Below are 14981 nucleotides of genomic sequence, written 5' to 3'. Positions count from 1 at the left end.
ACGGGCGGGTACGTCTGTACCGATCCCGAAAACCGGTCGAGGCGAAAGCGAAAGGCTCCGCCTCGACCGGCAGGTCAGGTCAGTAAGCCAGCCCGAGAACCCACCCGCCGAGCGTGTAGGCGGCGATGGTGATGATGACGAGCGCGATCGCGTTGAGCCACACGCCGCCCTTGATCATCTGCCCGATCGTGACCTGACCCGTGCCGAACACGATGGCGTTCGGCGGTGTCGCGACGGGCAACATGAACGCGCAGGTCGCGGCCAGGGCGGCGGGAACGACCAGCACCATCGGCCCGTAGCCGAGCCCCACGGCGACCCCGCCGAGGATCGGCAGGAACGCCGCCGCCGTCGCGGTGTTACTGGTCAGTTCCGTGAGCAGCAACACGAGCAGCGCCACCACGGCGGCCAGCGCGATCACCGGCAGCGCGTCGAGCGCGCCGACCCGCTCGCCGATCCACCTGGACAGTCCCGTGTCGGTGAAGTGCTTCGACAGGCTCAAGCCTCCACCGAACAGCAGAAGGATCCCCCACGGCAGGTCCTTCGCCGTCTCCCAGTCGAGCGTGCGAACGCCCTCGGCCTTGTTGACCGGCAGCGCGAACAGCACCACGGCCGCCGCGATGGCGATGCCCGCGTCCGAGATGTTGGCGATCCACGGGATCGCGTTCGCTACCGCATCAATGTCGGCGAGCGTCGGGATGACGATCCACGACAGCGCGGCCAGCACGAACACGGCAAGCGCGTTCCATTCGCCCCTGCTCATCGGCCCGAGTTCGGTCAGCTGCCCCCTGATGAGTTCGCGGCCACCGGGCAGCGAGGTCAGCCTCGGCCGGAACACCCTGGTCAGCACGAACCACGCTACAGCGAGGAACACCACGGCGACGGGCAGGCCGAAGAGCATCCACTCGCCGAACGAGATCGTGATGTCGAAGTTCTCCTCCAGATAGCCGACCAGCAGCGTGTTCGGCGGGGTACCGATGATCGTGGCCAGCGAGCCGATGGACGCCGCGTAGGCGATGCCGAGCATGAGGGCCGTGGCGAAGTTCGGGTCGCCCTTGCCGTCACCGAGCTGCGAGACGAGCCCGAGCACCGACAGCCCGATGGGCATCATCATCACGGCGGTGGCGGTGTTGCTCACCCACATGCTGATGAACGCTGTGGCGATCATGAACCCGGCGACGAGCAGCACCGGTTTCGTCCCGACGGCGAGCACCGTTCGCAGCGCGATGCGCTTGTGGAGATTCCACTTCTGCATCGCGAGCGCGATCATGAACCCGCCCATGAAGAGAAAGATGATGTCGTTCGCGTACGGCGCGGCGGCGTCGCTGATGTCGCTCACCCCGAAGAACGGGAACAGCACCATCGGCAGCAGGGCCGTGGCCGCCAGCGGCAGGGCCTCCGTGACCCACCAGACCGCCATGAGCACCGCGACGGCGGCCGTGGCCTTGCCCTGGCTCGACAGGCTGTCGGGAAGGAGCAGGAAGACCGCGACCGCCAACACCGGCCCCAGTGCCATCCCGATCCAGTGTCTGCGCGGAGCCGCCGTACCGGGCGACGAGCTCGTGGACCCGCTCCTCACGGACTGTGCCATGACACACCTCCATCGCTGAGTGTCCGGAAGGTACCGCGATCATGGAGTGCTTTCACCCGGTAGCCCGACCCCGAGATGAGCTTGTTGTGATCGTGCGTGAGCACGGAGTACCGCAGACGCGGCGAGGCCGCCGAACGGATCGGCGGCCTCGTCGTCGGGCTCCTGCTAGGACGGTCAGCCGAAGAAGACCTCCGCCTCCGCGTAACGCTCCGGCGGCACCGTCTTCAGTTCCGCCGTGGCCTCCGCGAGCTTCACCCGGGCGATATCGGTGCCCCGCAGCGCCACCATCACCCCGAAGTCGCCGTCGGCGACGGCGTCAACGGCATGCAGCCCGAACCGGGTGGCGAGAACGCGGTCGTACGCCGTCGGAGTGCCGCCGCGCTGCGTGTGGCCCAGCACCACGGCACGCGACTCCTTGCCGGTGCGCGCGGCGATCTCGTCGGCGAGCCACGTGCCGACACCACCGAGCCGCACGTGCCCGAACGCGTCCTTCTCCCCGCTCTGGAGAACCTCCGCCCCGCCCTCCGGGAGGGCGCCCTCGGCCACCACGATGATCGGCGCGTACTCGCGCTCGAACCGCCGCTGGACCCATTCGACGACCTTGTCCACGGAGAACGGCCGCTCGGGCACGAGAATCACGCTCGCCGCGCCCGCGAGACCCGAGTGCAGGGCGATCCAGCCAGCGTGCCTGCCCATCACCTCGACCACAAGGGCCCTGTGGTGGGACTCTGCCGTGGTGTGGAGCCGGTCGATGGCCTCGGTGGCGATGTGGACGGCCGTATCGAAACCGAACGTGTAGTCGGTGGCACCGAGATCGTTGTCGATGGTCTTCGGCACCCCGACGACCTTCACACCCTCCTCGTTCAGCCTGGCGGCCACACCGAGGGTGTCCTCGCCGCCGATGGCCACAAGCGCGTCGATGCCCTTCTCGGCGAGTACGCGCTTGATCGTGGCCGCCCCGCCCTCCTCCTTGTACGGGTTGGTGCGCGAGGAGCCGAGGATCGTGCCGCCACGGGTGATGATGCCCTCGACGTCGTCACGGGACAGCCAGTCACCCTTGCCCGTGAGGGGTCCTCGCCAGCCTTCCCTGAACCCGAAGATCTCCCAACCGTGGACCTCGACGCCCTTGAGGACGACCGCACGGATCACCGCGTTCAGCCCAGGGCAGTCGCCGCCGCCGGTCAGCACACCGACTCGCATATCTGCGCCTTTCAGTTGTTCTGCGTCACATCGTCGCCGCCAGCGTAGCCCTCGTCACTCTTGATCGGTGCAGGGCCTGTTAGGCTCGGACCCGTGCAGCGCTTCTATTTCTGGTTTAGCAGGCCGGCCCGGGGTGGGCCGGTCGGCGAGACCGCGCGCTGACCGTCAACACCTCCGAGCCGGACGACAAGCCGGCTCGGCAGTGGCGCATCACGACACGGCGAGGCGGCTTGCGGAAAGGAAGCCCCGATGCCGAACAACGCCACCTCCTCCACTCACGGCCCCACCGATGAGACGCAGGACATCGATCCGCTGACCGCACTGGACAACCGGCGCACGGTGCGGGTCAGTCCGCTGCTCTCGCCCGCACTCCTGCGCGCCGAACACCCCATCGATCCCGGAGTGGCGAAGACCGTCACCCTCGGCAGGCGCGACACCGTGGACATCCTCGAAGGTCGCGACGATCGCCTGCTCGTGGTGGTCGGTCCGTGCTCGGTGCACGATCCCGGAGCCGCGCTCCACTACGCCCGTCTGCTGTCCGAGCACGCGGAGCGAGTCCGCGACGAGGTGTGCGTCGTCATGCGGGTCTACTTCGAGAAGCCGAGGACCACGCTGGGCTGGAAGGGCCTGATCAACGACCCCGACCTCGACGGCACCTACGCCGTCAACAAGGGACTGCGACTGGCTCGGCAACTCCTGCTGGACATCTCCGCGCTCGGGTTGCCCGTCGGCTGCGAGTTCCTCGACCCGATCACCCCTCAGTACATCGCGGACATCGTCACCTGGGGATCGATCGGCGCCAGGACGGCGGCCAGCCAGGTGCACCGGCAGTTGTGCAGCGCGCTGTCCATGCCCGTGGGCATCAAGAACTCCACCGAGGGTGACGTGCAGGTCGCGGTGGACGCCGTGCGGGCTGCCTCGGCAGGTCACGTGTTCCCCGGCATCAACGCCGACGGGCTCGCCGCGCTGGTGACCACGACCGGCAACCCGGACTGTCATGTCATCCTCCGCGGCGGTTCGGCGGGCCCGAACCACGATGAGCGAACCGTGGCGGACACGCTCACCCGGCTCCGCGCGGCAGGCCTGCCGGAGCGGCTTGTGGTGGACGCGAGCCACGGCAACAGCCGCAAGGACCACGTGCGCCAGGCCGCCGTCGTCACCGAACTCGCCGGACGGATCGCTGGGGGAGAACCCGGCATCGTGGGACTGATGATGGAGAGCTTCCTGGAAGCGGGGCGCCAGGACCTCACGCTCGGAAGGCGGGACGAGCTGGACTACGGGCGTAGTATCACCGACGCCTGCCTTGACTGGACCACCACGGCGAGCTTGCTCGACGAGCTCGCGGCGGCCGTGCGAGCCCGAAGGCGGCTGCGCGAGAACCGGTGACGCCGCCGATCAGGCCACCGGGAAACCCCGCAGGCGGGTGAGTTCCTGGCGAGCCTGCTCGATGACCCGCCATCGCCGGAGGTTGTGGCGGGCGTCGGCGAGCGCGTCATGGGCGTCGTCGGGCGGTGACGGCAGTTTCGGCCGCCCGACGTCGTCCCAGCGCTGGCGCAGGTCGCGGGTGAACCGGGGCAGTTGCCGGGGAAGCGATGGCATCGGTCCCCACAGCTGCGCCAGCGCCACGTGGTCGTAGGCGGCGTACCAGGCCCACAACTCGATGCCGTCGCGTGGGCGTCCGAGGAAGTCGAGAAGATCGGCGCGGATCCGCTCGCGGCTTCGCCACGCTCGATCGCCGGGTGAGGGGAGCTTGGTCAGCACATGTTCCCGGACCCACGGCCCGGCCTTGCCCTCGTCGAACTCGGTGGACACCGCGTAGAACTCGCGTCCCGACTCGTCAACGACACCGATCGACACGAGTTCGATGGTCTTGCCGTCCTCGATGAATTCGGTGTCGTAGAAGAACCGCACGCCGGGCACGGTACTCGACCGCCGTACGACGGCTCGCGCCCGGTCAACCGGCCTTCGACTCGGGAAGCCGTGCCACGTCGCGAGCTTCGGCCTGTGCCGGAACGGCCGGACGCAACCCCGCCTTCTCTGCCGCGATGAGTTCCTTGGCCTTCGCCGCGTAGATGTCCACGTACTCCTGGCCGGACAGCTCCATGAGCGCGTACATGATCTCGTCGGTGATGGAGCGCTCGACGAACCGGTCGCCGGCGAGACCCTCGTAACGGGAGAAGTCCAGCGGCTCGCCGAAATGGATCTCCAGCCTCCTCGGCCACCACATCTTCGAACCGATGGGATTGACCTTCTCCGTGCCCACCATCGCCACGGGGATGACCGGCACCCTGGCCTCCAGCGCGATCCTCGCCACGCCGGTCTTGCCCTTGTAGAGACGCCCGTCCGGCGAGCGCGTGCCCTCGGGGTAGATGCCGAGCAGGTGGCCCTCCCTCAAGAGCCGGACAGCGGTGTCGATCGCCGCCTGCGCGGCCGTGCCGCCGGAGCGGTCGATGGGGAACTGCCCCGCTCCGGTGAAGAACCACTTCTTGAGCTTGCCCTTGACCCCTGGCTCGGTGAAGTACTCCTGTTTGGCGGGGAAGGTCACCCTGCGCGGGACGCGGTTGGGCATGAAGAAGGAGTCAGCGACAGCAAGGTGGTTGCTGGCGAGGATGGCACCGCCCTCGGCGGGAATGTTCTCGATCCCCGTCACCCTCGTCGGCCAGAGCAGCCGCAGGAACGGACCCAGCAGCACATACTTCATCAGCCAATACAGCACTGCGTCTCGTTCCTCCCGGAGGGTTCAATGCCGACGAAACAGCGTACGAACCGGCGGCATCGGGGCACAACTCGGCCACTGTCATGAATACCGCACCGCGACGGACCTCACACCAGCGTCACCGGCGAGATCACAGGTTCCACATGGACCGGGTTCACCTGCCCCGGCTCGTGCGAACATAGGGTGATGCGGCTTCGAGGGAGGATCACCGGGCATGCCCGTTCTCGCCGGCGCTGAACCCTTTGTCCACGACACCTCCTCCGAGGTCGGCGTGCTGCTGTGTCACGGCTTCACAAGCACGCCTGCCACCATGCGCCCCTGGGGCGAGCACCTGGCGGAGGCCGGGTACACGGTGCGGTGCCCGCTGTTACCGGGCCACGGCACCACGTGGCAGGACTGCAACCGCACCCGCTGGCCGGACTGGTACGCCTGCCTGAGGCGGGAGTTCGCGGAGTTGTCGCGGCGATGCCCTCGCGTGTTCGTCTTCGGCCTTTCGATGGGCGGGACGCTCGCGTTGCGCCTCGCCGAGGACCTCGGCGACGCGATCAGCGGACTCGTGCTGGTCAACCCCTCCGTCCTGACCCGAAGACTCGACGCCAAACTCGCCACCCTGCTCGCCGATGTGCTGCCGTCGGCGAAGGGGCTGGCAGGCGACATCGCCCGCCCCGGTGTCGTCGAACTCGCCTACGACCGCACCCCGGTGCGGGCGCTGGCGAGCCTGTCGAGACTGTGGCGGCTGACAAGGCGAGACCTGCCGAGCGTCACCCAGCCTCTGCTGCTCGCCCATTCCGCCATCGACCACGTCGTGGAACCCGTCAACGCCGCCGTTGTGGCCGCGAATGTGCGTAGCGGGGACCTGCGCGAGGTAGTGCTCCACAACAGCTACCACGTCGCCACACTCGACAACGACGCACCGTTGCTCTTCCGGAGCAGTGTGGAGTTCGTCGAGTCCGTCAGACAGGTTGGTGCCCGATGAACAGAGCGTCAGGAGCGGAAGGGCCCGAGGACGTGGACGCCACGTTCGCCAGAATCGTGGCCGATCTGCGGGCCGAGGGGTTCGGCGCCGACGGCGACGATCACGACGATCGCGACGACCTTCTTGTTGACGCCGAAGACGACGAGGACGGCAGGCAGGGCAGGACGCGTCTGCGATCCGCTCGCGACCAGGACTCCCCCGCACCGCCCGGCACCGGCTGGCGCGATTCGCCGACGGGCTGGGACGAGACCATGCTCGGCGACGATCGGACAGCGGCCGGTCCGGATGACGACGACGAGCACTTCGTCCCACCGGAACCGCCGCCGCTGCCGCGTCCCCGCAAAGGGGCGATCGTGGTGCTGCTGTTCTTCGTGGTCGGACTACTGCTGCTCGTCGCTCCAGACGTGATCGGGCTGGCCGAGTCGATCTCACTGCCGCTGGGCATGCTCTGCCTCGCCACCGGCATCGCGCTCGCGTTGCTGCGCGTCAAGCAGGGACCGCCCGACGGCGCCGACCCCACCAACGGGGCGCAGGTCTGAGCCCTCCAGAAGCTCCCGGAGTCGTCGGAAATCCCCGGGAGCTCTCGGGAGCTACCACTGCCCCACGGGTGCTGTCCGGTCGAGGATTCTCCACAGTTCGGCAGGACCCAGCAGCGTGGAGCCGAGTTCACCGACGCGCCCGCGCAGATCGCGGTCAGCCGTGGCCACGACGACGTGGTCACGCGAGCCACTCGCGCGTAGCCGGGCCACCGTCTCCACCACGGTGTCGTCACCGTCGCCGGGCGCCGCGACGACCTCGACGTCCTCCAGCGCCCCGACACCGCGCGCCCTTCCCTCGGTCACCAGCACGATCCGTGGCCACCAGAACCACCGCACACCGTGGTCGAGGCCCACGCTGGTCGCGCCGACTCCCCTTCCCGCGAGAACGGCCAGCCGGTCCCTCAACCGTTCGGTGGCGCCTGCCCTGTCGTGCCACCAGCCGTCCGGCCTGGCACCGACGACGTTCGCCGCGTCCACGACGAGTACGAGTTGCCTGCCGAGCTGGCGCCGCAACGCGGGCCAGGCCGCGGCGAAATCCCGGTGCAGTTCGTACGTCTCCACCTCGTCCGGCCGCACCCAGTGCAGCGCCGTGCTCTCCGTGTTCGCGATGCGTGGCTCCACCTCGTGGCGCACGGCGGCCAGCACGGTGGTGTAGCGCCAGGTGCCGTGGTCCTCGACCGAGGACGACAGAACCCGGACAGCCTCGGGAGCAACGGTGGTCTCCTCCTCGGTCTCCCTCGTCGCGGCCTCGGCAGGAGTCTCCCCCGGCAGCACAGCGCCGCCCGGCAGGGCCCACGTGCTGCCGTGGTGCGTCCAGCCCGCCCTGTGTTGCAGGAGCACTCCGCGCCGAGGGTCGGTCAGGAGCAGCCCCGCCGCTCCGTGCGGCCCCCAGTGCTGCCGCCCGCAGGAACACTGGACGAAACCCTCGCTCTCACCCACCAGCATCCGCCCAGCGTAACGTCAAGTGGAAGCCCGTCAGCCCGCTGAACTCGGCGACACGGGACGGGTTCAGGACTTCCGCTCGCGGGCGAGAGTGGCCGCCCCGACGATCGCCGTCGCGTCGCCGAGCTGGGACGTGCGGATGCGGGCGAGCGGGCGATGACCGGCGCCGGTGAGCACCCTGGCGTAGTGGTCTCTCGCCTCGTCCGCGAACAACGGCGCCGATTCCGCCACCCCGCCTGCGAGGACGATGACCTCGGGATCGTAGACGTCGGCGACGATCGCCAGTCCCTCGCCGAGCCATCGCGCCAGCTCGGCGAACGCCTCCAGCGCCACGGGGTCGCCCTCACGCGCGGCATGGGCGACACGGCGCCCGCTGACGACCGCGGGGTCGGCGAGGTCGCGCCTCAGCACGGTGGAGCGAGAAGGATGCCGGGCCAGCAGCTCGACAGCCGTGGCCGCGAGCGCGGTCCCGCTGCAATACCTTTCCCAGCAGCCGTGCCTTCCACAGGGGCAGGGCCTGCCGTCCGGCACGACTCGGAGGTGCCCCAGTTCAGGAGCGACCCCGTGCGAGCCCCGGAAGATCTCTCCGCCGAGCAGCAGCCCCGCACCGATTCCGGTGCCGATCGCGAGCAGCAGCGCGACATTCGCGCCCCGCGCCGCACCGAACCGGTGTTCACCGACCGCAGCGGCGTTGGCATCGTGTTCCAGCGTCACGGGAAGGCTGAGGCGCGTCGCCATGCGGTCGGCCACGGGCGCGGCCCGCCACGGCAGATGCGGCGCGAACAGCACCGACCGCCGATCGGGCCGGACGAACCCGGCCACGGCGAGCCCGACGGCATCCACCACGTGGCGGCCACGCAGTTCGGCGACCACCGTGGCGATCGCGTCTTCAAGGGCGTCCTCGGCACCCGGCGTCGCCACCCTGGAGAAGTCCACGACACAACCGGCTTCATCGACGACACCGGCGCGCACGCTGGTGCCGCCGACGTCAACCCCGATCGTGAGCATCGGGCTCCCACTGGTCACTGGGACGCACCGTGACGTGCTGAACCCGCCTGGCTCGGCGTTGCGCGGGCTCGGTGTTCCTCTGCGGAGGGCGGAACCCCGGCATGTGGAGGCCGTCCTCGGGCTCCCACCGGTCGGCGAGCACGGCTCGCAGCAACGCGAGCACCTGGGTCACCTGTTCAAGGACCCTGGCCGCGACGTCCACCCGCTCGCCTCGGCAGAGAGCCACCACAAGGCACAGCGGGCACCGGTCGCGCCCACCGCACCCGGTGTCCTCCCCCGCTTCCTGTCGCGGTGCGGCGGAATCCGGGCGGGTTCCGCCGTGGCCTGCCGCGGCGACACCGTCCAGCCACGGCCTTGCCCGCTCCACCACCAGATCCACGAGCAACCGGATCTCGTCGGCGAGCCTGGCGCCGTCCGCTCGCTCGGAATGGTCGCCGGTGGTCGTCATAACGGACTCTCCAGGTGCACCAGCAGTCCACGGGCGTCGGACTCCGCGCCGGTGAGGGTGTAGGGACGCAACGACTCCGGGAGCGCGACGAGCCTGCGGAAGCCGTCCACCGTGACGGCGAGATCGTCGTCCACCCGTGCGAGCCGCACGGTGGAGTCCTTCGCCAGCGGCAGCACGATCCGCAAGTACACCCCGCTCTCCGCCTCGACTGTCTCCAGCAGTGGCGCGGCTCCTACGTCACCGACCAGCGGACTGGCCTTTCCGTAGAGTTCGTCCGCGATCTCCAGCAGGGCCTCCATTCCGACGGGTTCGACCGCGCGGTGCTCGACCGTCCGCAGTGTCCGGCCGGTGAGCCCGCCATCCCGAAGTTCCTCGATCACCTGCTCCTGCTGTGCTCGCCGGGTACGAAGCCACGAGGCGGCCGCTCCGCGCCACCATCCCGGCGAGGGCATCAGCCGGTTGACCACCACGCCGTCCACCGCGATCCCCCGCAGGGCCAGTGCTGTGAGTGTGCGCCGGGTCTCGGCCGCGACGACGCGCTCGGGCGTGAGCACGAGGCGGACCGTGGTGGTCTCGTGGTCGGTGAGTAACGCCCGCAGCGACTCGACGTGAGCCGCGAAGCGATCCACCGAGCGGGCCACCCTGGTCACGGACCTCCACGCCGGCAACCGCCTGAGATATCCGGCGACGGCTTCGGGCAGCGCGAGCAACCGCAGTGTCTCCGCCGTGGGCCCGCAATCCACGACGATGTTCTCCCACGGCCCTTCGTCAGCGAGCCGCCGCACCTGCCCGAGCGAGAGCAGCTCGTCCACGCCGGGCAGCACGGTGAGTTCCTCCGCGTCGAGCGCGTCGAGCCCAAGGCCCGACAGCGCCGTGGTGAGTTCGTGGCGCAGCGTCTCCCACGTGTCATCGACGAGTGTCCTCGCGTCGATCTGCGCGCCGTACAGGAAGCTGCCCACTTCGGATGGCTCGTCCCCGAGGGGGCTGCCGACGGCGTCGGCGAGCGAATGGGCCGGGTCGGTGGAGACCACGAGGGTCTTGCGGCCACGTCGGGCGAGACACGCTCCGGTGGCGGCGGCGAGCGTGGTCTTGCCGACGCCGCCCTTCCCGGTGAACAGCAGAACCCGCACGTCAGCCCCGGCCCTCCACCCGGCGCTTGAGTTCCCGCAGCGCCGTGTCCATGATCATTTTTTCGGCCTTGCGGCGCAACAGGCCGATCATGGGCAGTGCCAGCTCCACCGACAGCGTGTAGGTCACGCGCGTTCGCTCGGACCCGACGGGCTCCAGCAGGTAGCGACCCCGCTGGGCCTTCTGCATCTGCCCCTTCACCAGGTGCCAGCTCACCGAGAGGCCGTCGTCGGCCCAGTCGTAGGCCAGGGTGTAGACGTCCTTGACCGGACCCGAGTCGAGGGTGAACCGGACCTCGGCGGCTCTCCCCTCGTCGTCCGTGGCGAGAACCTCGGTCTCGCGCACGGCTTTCGCCCACTCCGGATACGCCGGAAGGTCGGCGATGACCGCCATGATGGCGGCCGGGGCGGCCTCGATCTCGATGGACTGCGTGGACTGCTCCGCCATGAGGCTAGAGCGTAGCGGCCCGTGACAGGTGGTTCACCAGCGCAGCACGTACGGGGTGGCCGTCCGCTGGAAGTGGCCGACGTTGCGGCATTCGGTGCGGCCGACTCTCGCCCCTTTCGACAGTGGCTGGTGGACGTGCCCGAACAGCGACCACCTCGGCTGCTCCGACCTGACGAGGTCGAGCAGCGACCGCGATCCGGCCTCCAACCGGCGCGACACCACGTCGAAAATCAGCTCCGGAACCGAGGGTGGGATGTGGCTGCACAACACGTCGATGTCGCGCAGCCGCGCGACCCGGTCGTCGAACTCCACCCTGGACAGCAGGTGGGGCCGCCAGACCGCGTTCGACGTCGGCACCGCGCCGTCCGGCAGGAGGGAGCCGCCGACGAACCCGAACCGCAGCCCCCCGATCTCCGTCACGAGGCCGTCCACGAGGTGCAGGCCCTCGGCGGCGTACTCGGGCCACAGCGCGGGCGCGTCAACGTTGCCGGGGATGGCGTAGGTGGGCGCGGTCATCGCGGGGAAGAGCTCGGCGTACTGCTCGCGCACCGCCTCGTCCACGGCGGCCGCCGGATCGTCGAGGCTCGCCCACAACGACCGCACGAAAGCGCCGATCTCGGAGCGGGTTCCCTCCCTGCGCAGCCTGGCGAAGGCACTGACGTTGTCCGCGCCGAAGAGACGGCCGAAGATCCCACTGCCGTGATCGTGATAGTCGATGAAGTCCAGCAGGTCACCGAGCACGATCAGCGCATCGGCTCCCTCGCCCGCCCTCGCCAGCGCCTCGGCGTTGCCGTGCACGTCGGAAACGACATGTACCCGCACGGGCGACACACTAGTGCCCTTCGTGCACGGCCGGTGCCACGCCAGGCGCCCTCCCGTCCTCAAGGACGTCCTTCAGGTTGAGCGCGATGGCCTTCGCGGCTCTGGCCCTCCGGTCGGCTTCACGCCGCAGTCTGGAAGGAGAAGGCCGCTCACCCGCGAGGTCGGCCCGCAGGAAGTAGTGCAGGATCGTGCCGTCGAACACGGGTTCCAGCCACACCTCCATCGTGCCGACCAGTGCTCCGCGCACCGTCCAGCGCAACCCCTGGTCGCCACGGTCGGTGTAGACTTCGAGCACGAGATCGGGCCAGTACAGAGGCCACGATCGTGGGTCCGCGAACGCCGACGCGATCGTGCTCGGGGGCACCGCGATGAAGGTCTCGTCGATGATGTCCAGAGCGGGCGCGTTCTCGTTGACTGCCACGGTTGCAGAATCGCACGGCGTGTGGAAACCACAGTCGGAGGGCATAGCCAAACCGTTCGTCAGGAGTTAAGTTGACCGCCGAGTAACATCTGCGGAACACGGAGGTTCACGTGCGCGAGTACAGCGCTCCCGCGATCGCTGCGGTCGCCGACGACGAGAACATGTCCGACGTCGTGTGGGTCAACGCCGAGCGGTTCGGAGACACCGTGAGTTTCCGTCGGCAGCTCGACGGTTCGTGGCGGGATGTCACCGCGAGAGAGTTCGCCGCGCAGGTGCTCTCCGTGGCGAAGGGTCTCGTGAAGGCGGGCATCGGTCAGGGCGACCGGGTGGCGCTGATGTCGAAGACGCGCTACGAGTGGACGCTCATCGACTTCGCGATCTGGGCTGCGGGCGGCGTCAGCGTGCCCATCTACGAGACCTCGTCGGCCGAGCAGGCACACTGGATCCTCACCGACTCCGGAGCGAAGGTCATCGTCGTCGAGACCGCCGAGCACACCGCGACGGTCGAGTCGGTACGCGGCCGCCTTCCCGAACTGGCCCACGTCTTCCAGATCGAGGGTGACAAGCCTGCCGTCGAGCAGCTCACCGAACTCGGCGGAGAAATCGCCGACGATGAGGTGCACACCCGCCGTCGCACGGTGGCGTCGAGCGACAACGCCACCATCGTCTACACGTCGGGAACCACGGGGAGGCCCAAGGGCGTCGTGCTGACGCACCGCAACCTCCTCGCCGAGGTGCGCGCCGACACGAAGGCGTTTCCCCGGCTCATGGAGGCGGGCAACTCGCTGCTGCTGTTCCTCCCGCTGGCCCACATCCTCGCCCGCGCCATCGCGCTGACCGCGTTCAGCTCGCGGGTCACTCTCGGCCACACCGCCGACATCAAGGAACTCGTCGCCGATCTCGGCACCTTCCGGCCGACGTTCGTGGTCGCGGTGCCTCGCGTGTTCGAGAAGGTCTACAACGGCGCCAAGCTGAAGGCTCATTCCGGAGGCAAGGGAAAGATCTTCGACGCGGCCGAGGCCACAGCCGTCGCCTACAGCCAGGCGCAGGACACGGGCAGGACCGGACTCGGTCTTCGCCTCAAGCACGCGGTGTTCGACAAACTCGTGTACTCGAAACTGCGGGCCGCGCTCGGTGGCCGGTGCATCGCGGCGGTGTCCGGTGGCGCCCCGCTCGGCGCGCGTCTCGCGCACTTCTTCCGAGGCATCGGTGTCCCGGTGTTCGAGGGCTACGGGCTCACCGAGACCTCGGCGGCGGCGAACGTGAACACCGTGGAGGCGTTCAAGGTCGGCACCGTGGGCAGGCCGGTGGCAGGCACCTCGGTGCGCATCGCCGAGGACGGCGAGGTGCTGCTGAAGGGTGATGTCGTCTTCGGCGAGTACTGGAACAACCCGGAGGCCACCCGTGAGGCTCTCGAAGACGGCTGGTTCCACACCGGCGACCTCGGCGAACTCGACGACGAGGGCTTCCTGAAGATCACCGGCCGCAAGAAGGAGATCATCGTCACCGCCGGTGGCAAGAACGTCGCCCCGTCCGGCCTTGAGGACACCCTCAAGGCCAACCCGCTGATCAGTCAGGCCATGGTGGTGGGCGATCAGCGCCCGTTCATCGGTGCGCTCGTCACGATCGACGAGGAGTTCTTCCCCACCTGGAAGTCCCAGAACGACAAGCCCGAGAGTGCGACGGTGGCCGACCTCGCCGACGACGCCGACCTGCGTGCCGCTGTCCAGGAGGCGGTGGACGCGGCCAACACGCAGGTCTCACAGGCTGAGTCGATCAAAAAATTCGTCATTCTGCCGAACGACTTCACCGAGGCCGGCGGCGAGGTGACCCCGAGCCTGAAGCTCAAGCGCAACGTGGTGAGCAAGAACTACGCCAACGCGATCGAGCAGCTGTACGCGAAGTAGGAATCCGACCGGCCGCGGGCCTTGTGTCCCCGGCCGGTCGCTCACTCCCCCGCCTCCCCCTGTTGCGGCAGGGTGGCCTCGATACCGGCGAGGATCCGGTCGAGGGCTCTGCCGAACCGCGTCTCCGCGTCGATCCGCGGAGTCAGCGCCTCGTACACGAACCGAGCGAAGTAGGGATACTCGCCGCTGTCGGCGATCCGCTTCACATACGCGCCGAGTTCGCGTTCGAGTACCTCCTCCGGTTCCGAGCGGAGGAATTCCACGAGGTCGAACTCCTGGCGGACGAAGCCGCTGGTCCAGGTGCTGATCAACATCACGGTCTCCACCATCTCGTCGATGTCGAGCCCGAGACCGTCCACCAACGACAGCGACCGCTCGAAGTGCCGGAGCACGTTCGGCCCCATGGTCGGCCCGATCCCCCACACCCGCAGCAGCCACGGATGGGCGAGTAACGCCCGCCGCTGGGCGTGAGCGAAGGCCCACAGGTCCTGACGCCACTCACCCGTGGGTTCGGGCCATTCGTGGCGGGCGTACATCCGGTCCGCGACGAGTTCCACGAGCGCGTCCTTGTTCTCCACGTAGCGGTAGAGACTCATGGCGCCGGTGCCCAATTCGGTGGCGACCCTGCGCATGGTGACCGCGTCGAGCCCGTCATTGTCGGCGATCGCGATGGCCGCGTCCGCGATCTGCTCCCTGGTGTAGGACGGAGCGGGCCCTCGTGCCGGTTTCGGAGGAGTCGTCCACAACCGGAGCCGGGATCGCAGGACGGACTCGTCGTTCGTTTCCATGGCTCGTCAGATCACCTCTCGCGAAAACCGTGTTGCGTACACCGTACTCGG

At 68.8% G+C, this 14981-nt stretch carries 16 protein-coding genes; 4 read left to right on the top strand and 12 right to left on the bottom strand.

All coding sequences use genetic code 11. The features are described from left to right. Positions 1-79: 79 nt before the first annotated feature. Positions 80-1588 carry an SLC13 family permease gene (locus tag SACXIDRAFT_RS18155; protein ID WP_006240096.1) on the bottom strand — a complete coding sequence of 503 codons (1509 nt, stop codon included), beginning with the start codon at positions 1586-1588 and terminating at the stop codon, positions 80-82. 174 nt (positions 1589-1762) lie between these two features. After that, positions 1763-2788: a 6-phosphofructokinase gene (locus SACXIDRAFT_RS18150; RefSeq protein ID WP_006240095.1), complete on the bottom strand. Its 1026-nt coding sequence runs from the start codon at positions 2786-2788 to the stop codon at positions 1763-1765. Between the two features lie 249 nt (positions 2789-3037). Between SACXIDRAFT_RS18150 and SACXIDRAFT_RS18145 the strand changes: the two genes are divergently transcribed. Next, positions 3038-4174, top strand: coding sequence for a 3-deoxy-7-phosphoheptulonate synthase (locus tag SACXIDRAFT_RS18145; RefSeq protein ID WP_006240094.1), 1137 nt, complete (start codon positions 3038-3040; stop codon positions 4172-4174). A gap of 9 nt (positions 4175-4183) precedes the next feature. Here SACXIDRAFT_RS18145 and SACXIDRAFT_RS18140 read toward each other — a convergent pair whose 3' ends face one another. Further along, positions 4184-4699 (bottom strand): polyadenylate-specific 3'-exoribonuclease AS, encoded by a 516-nt coding sequence (locus tag SACXIDRAFT_RS18140; protein ID WP_134715877.1) that lies wholly within the window; start codon positions 4697-4699, stop codon positions 4184-4186. A gap of 43 nt (positions 4700-4742) precedes the next feature. After that, positions 4743-5504 carry a lysophospholipid acyltransferase family protein gene (locus SACXIDRAFT_RS18135; RefSeq protein WP_006240092.1) on the bottom strand — a complete coding sequence of 254 codons (762 nt, stop codon included), beginning with the start codon at positions 5502-5504 and terminating at the stop codon, positions 4743-4745. 214 nt (positions 5505-5718) lie between these two features. Between SACXIDRAFT_RS18135 and SACXIDRAFT_RS18130 the strand changes: the two genes are divergently transcribed. Together SACXIDRAFT_RS18130 and SACXIDRAFT_RS18125 are read left to right on the top strand one after the other, a co-directional pair. Beyond that, a complete protein-coding gene (locus tag SACXIDRAFT_RS18130; RefSeq protein ID WP_006240091.1) occupies positions 5719-6480 on the top strand; it encodes an alpha/beta hydrolase in 762 nt (253 codons plus the stop codon). Continuing rightward, positions 6477-7019, top strand: coding sequence for a hypothetical protein (locus tag SACXIDRAFT_RS18125; protein ID WP_006240090.1), 543 nt, complete (start codon positions 6477-6479; stop codon positions 7017-7019). The genes SACXIDRAFT_RS18130 and SACXIDRAFT_RS18125 overlap by 4 nt, the downstream gene beginning before the upstream one ends. 51 nt (positions 7020-7070) lie before the next feature. On the opposite strand, the gene SACXIDRAFT_RS18120 is transcribed toward SACXIDRAFT_RS18125, so the two are convergent. The 7 genes from SACXIDRAFT_RS18120 to SACXIDRAFT_RS18090 all read right to left on the bottom strand — a co-directional run bounded on the left by SACXIDRAFT_RS18120 (position 7071) and on the right by SACXIDRAFT_RS18090 (position 12235). Beyond that, positions 7071-7964: an NUDIX domain-containing protein gene (locus SACXIDRAFT_RS18120; protein WP_006240089.1), complete on the bottom strand. Its 894-nt coding sequence runs from the start codon at positions 7962-7964 to the stop codon at positions 7071-7073. A gap of 63 nt (positions 7965-8027) precedes the next feature. After that, complete coding sequence (locus SACXIDRAFT_RS18115; RefSeq protein WP_006240088.1) at positions 8028-8969, bottom strand: ROK family protein; 942 nt, start codon at positions 8967-8969, stop codon at positions 8028-8030. Continuing rightward, a complete protein-coding gene (locus SACXIDRAFT_RS18110) occupies positions 8950-9417 on the bottom strand; it encodes a hypothetical protein (RefSeq protein WP_006240087.1) in 468 nt (155 codons plus the stop codon). Before SACXIDRAFT_RS18110 ends, SACXIDRAFT_RS18115 begins: the two co-directional genes overlap by 20 nt. Next, positions 9414-10547 (bottom strand): ArsA family ATPase, encoded by a 1134-nt coding sequence (locus tag SACXIDRAFT_RS18105; protein WP_006240086.1) that lies wholly within the window; start codon positions 10545-10547, stop codon positions 9414-9416. Before SACXIDRAFT_RS18105 ends, SACXIDRAFT_RS18110 begins: the two co-directional genes overlap by 4 nt. A 1-nt stretch (position 10548) precedes the next feature. Continuing rightward, positions 10549-10992 carry an SRPBCC family protein gene (locus tag SACXIDRAFT_RS18100; protein ID WP_006240085.1) on the bottom strand — a complete coding sequence of 148 codons (444 nt, stop codon included), beginning with the start codon at positions 10990-10992 and terminating at the stop codon, positions 10549-10551. 33 nt (positions 10993-11025) lie between these two features. After that, positions 11026-11814, bottom strand: coding sequence for a metallophosphoesterase family protein (locus SACXIDRAFT_RS18095; protein ID WP_040922767.1), 789 nt, complete (start codon positions 11812-11814; stop codon positions 11026-11028). 10 nt (positions 11815-11824) lie between these two features. Beyond that, on the bottom strand, positions 11825-12235 hold the full coding sequence (locus SACXIDRAFT_RS18090) for a hypothetical protein (protein WP_040922766.1): 411 nt from the start codon (positions 12233-12235) through the stop codon (positions 11825-11827). Between the two features lie 110 nt (positions 12236-12345). Here SACXIDRAFT_RS18090 and SACXIDRAFT_RS18085 point away from each other — a divergent pair, with 110 nt between their 5' ends. Next, complete coding sequence (locus SACXIDRAFT_RS18085) at positions 12346-14142, top strand: AMP-dependent synthetase/ligase (protein WP_006240082.1); 1797 nt, start codon at positions 12346-12348, stop codon at positions 14140-14142. A gap of 41 nt (positions 14143-14183) precedes the next feature. Here the strand turns inward: SACXIDRAFT_RS18085 and SACXIDRAFT_RS18080 are convergent, their stop codons facing one another. Beyond that, positions 14184-14930, bottom strand: coding sequence for a TetR/AcrR family transcriptional regulator C-terminal domain-containing protein (locus SACXIDRAFT_RS18080; protein WP_006240081.1), 747 nt, complete (start codon positions 14928-14930; stop codon positions 14184-14186). Between the last annotated feature and the right edge of the window lie 51 nt (positions 14931-14981).

It is taken from the genome of Saccharomonospora xinjiangensis XJ-54 (assembly GCF_000258175.1).
GTDB lineage: Bacteria > Actinomycetota > Actinomycetes > Mycobacteriales > Pseudonocardiaceae > Saccharomonospora > Saccharomonospora xinjiangensis.
Note: the sequence above shows the minus strand (reverse complement) of the source record. Positions and strands in the feature narration are given on the sequence as shown.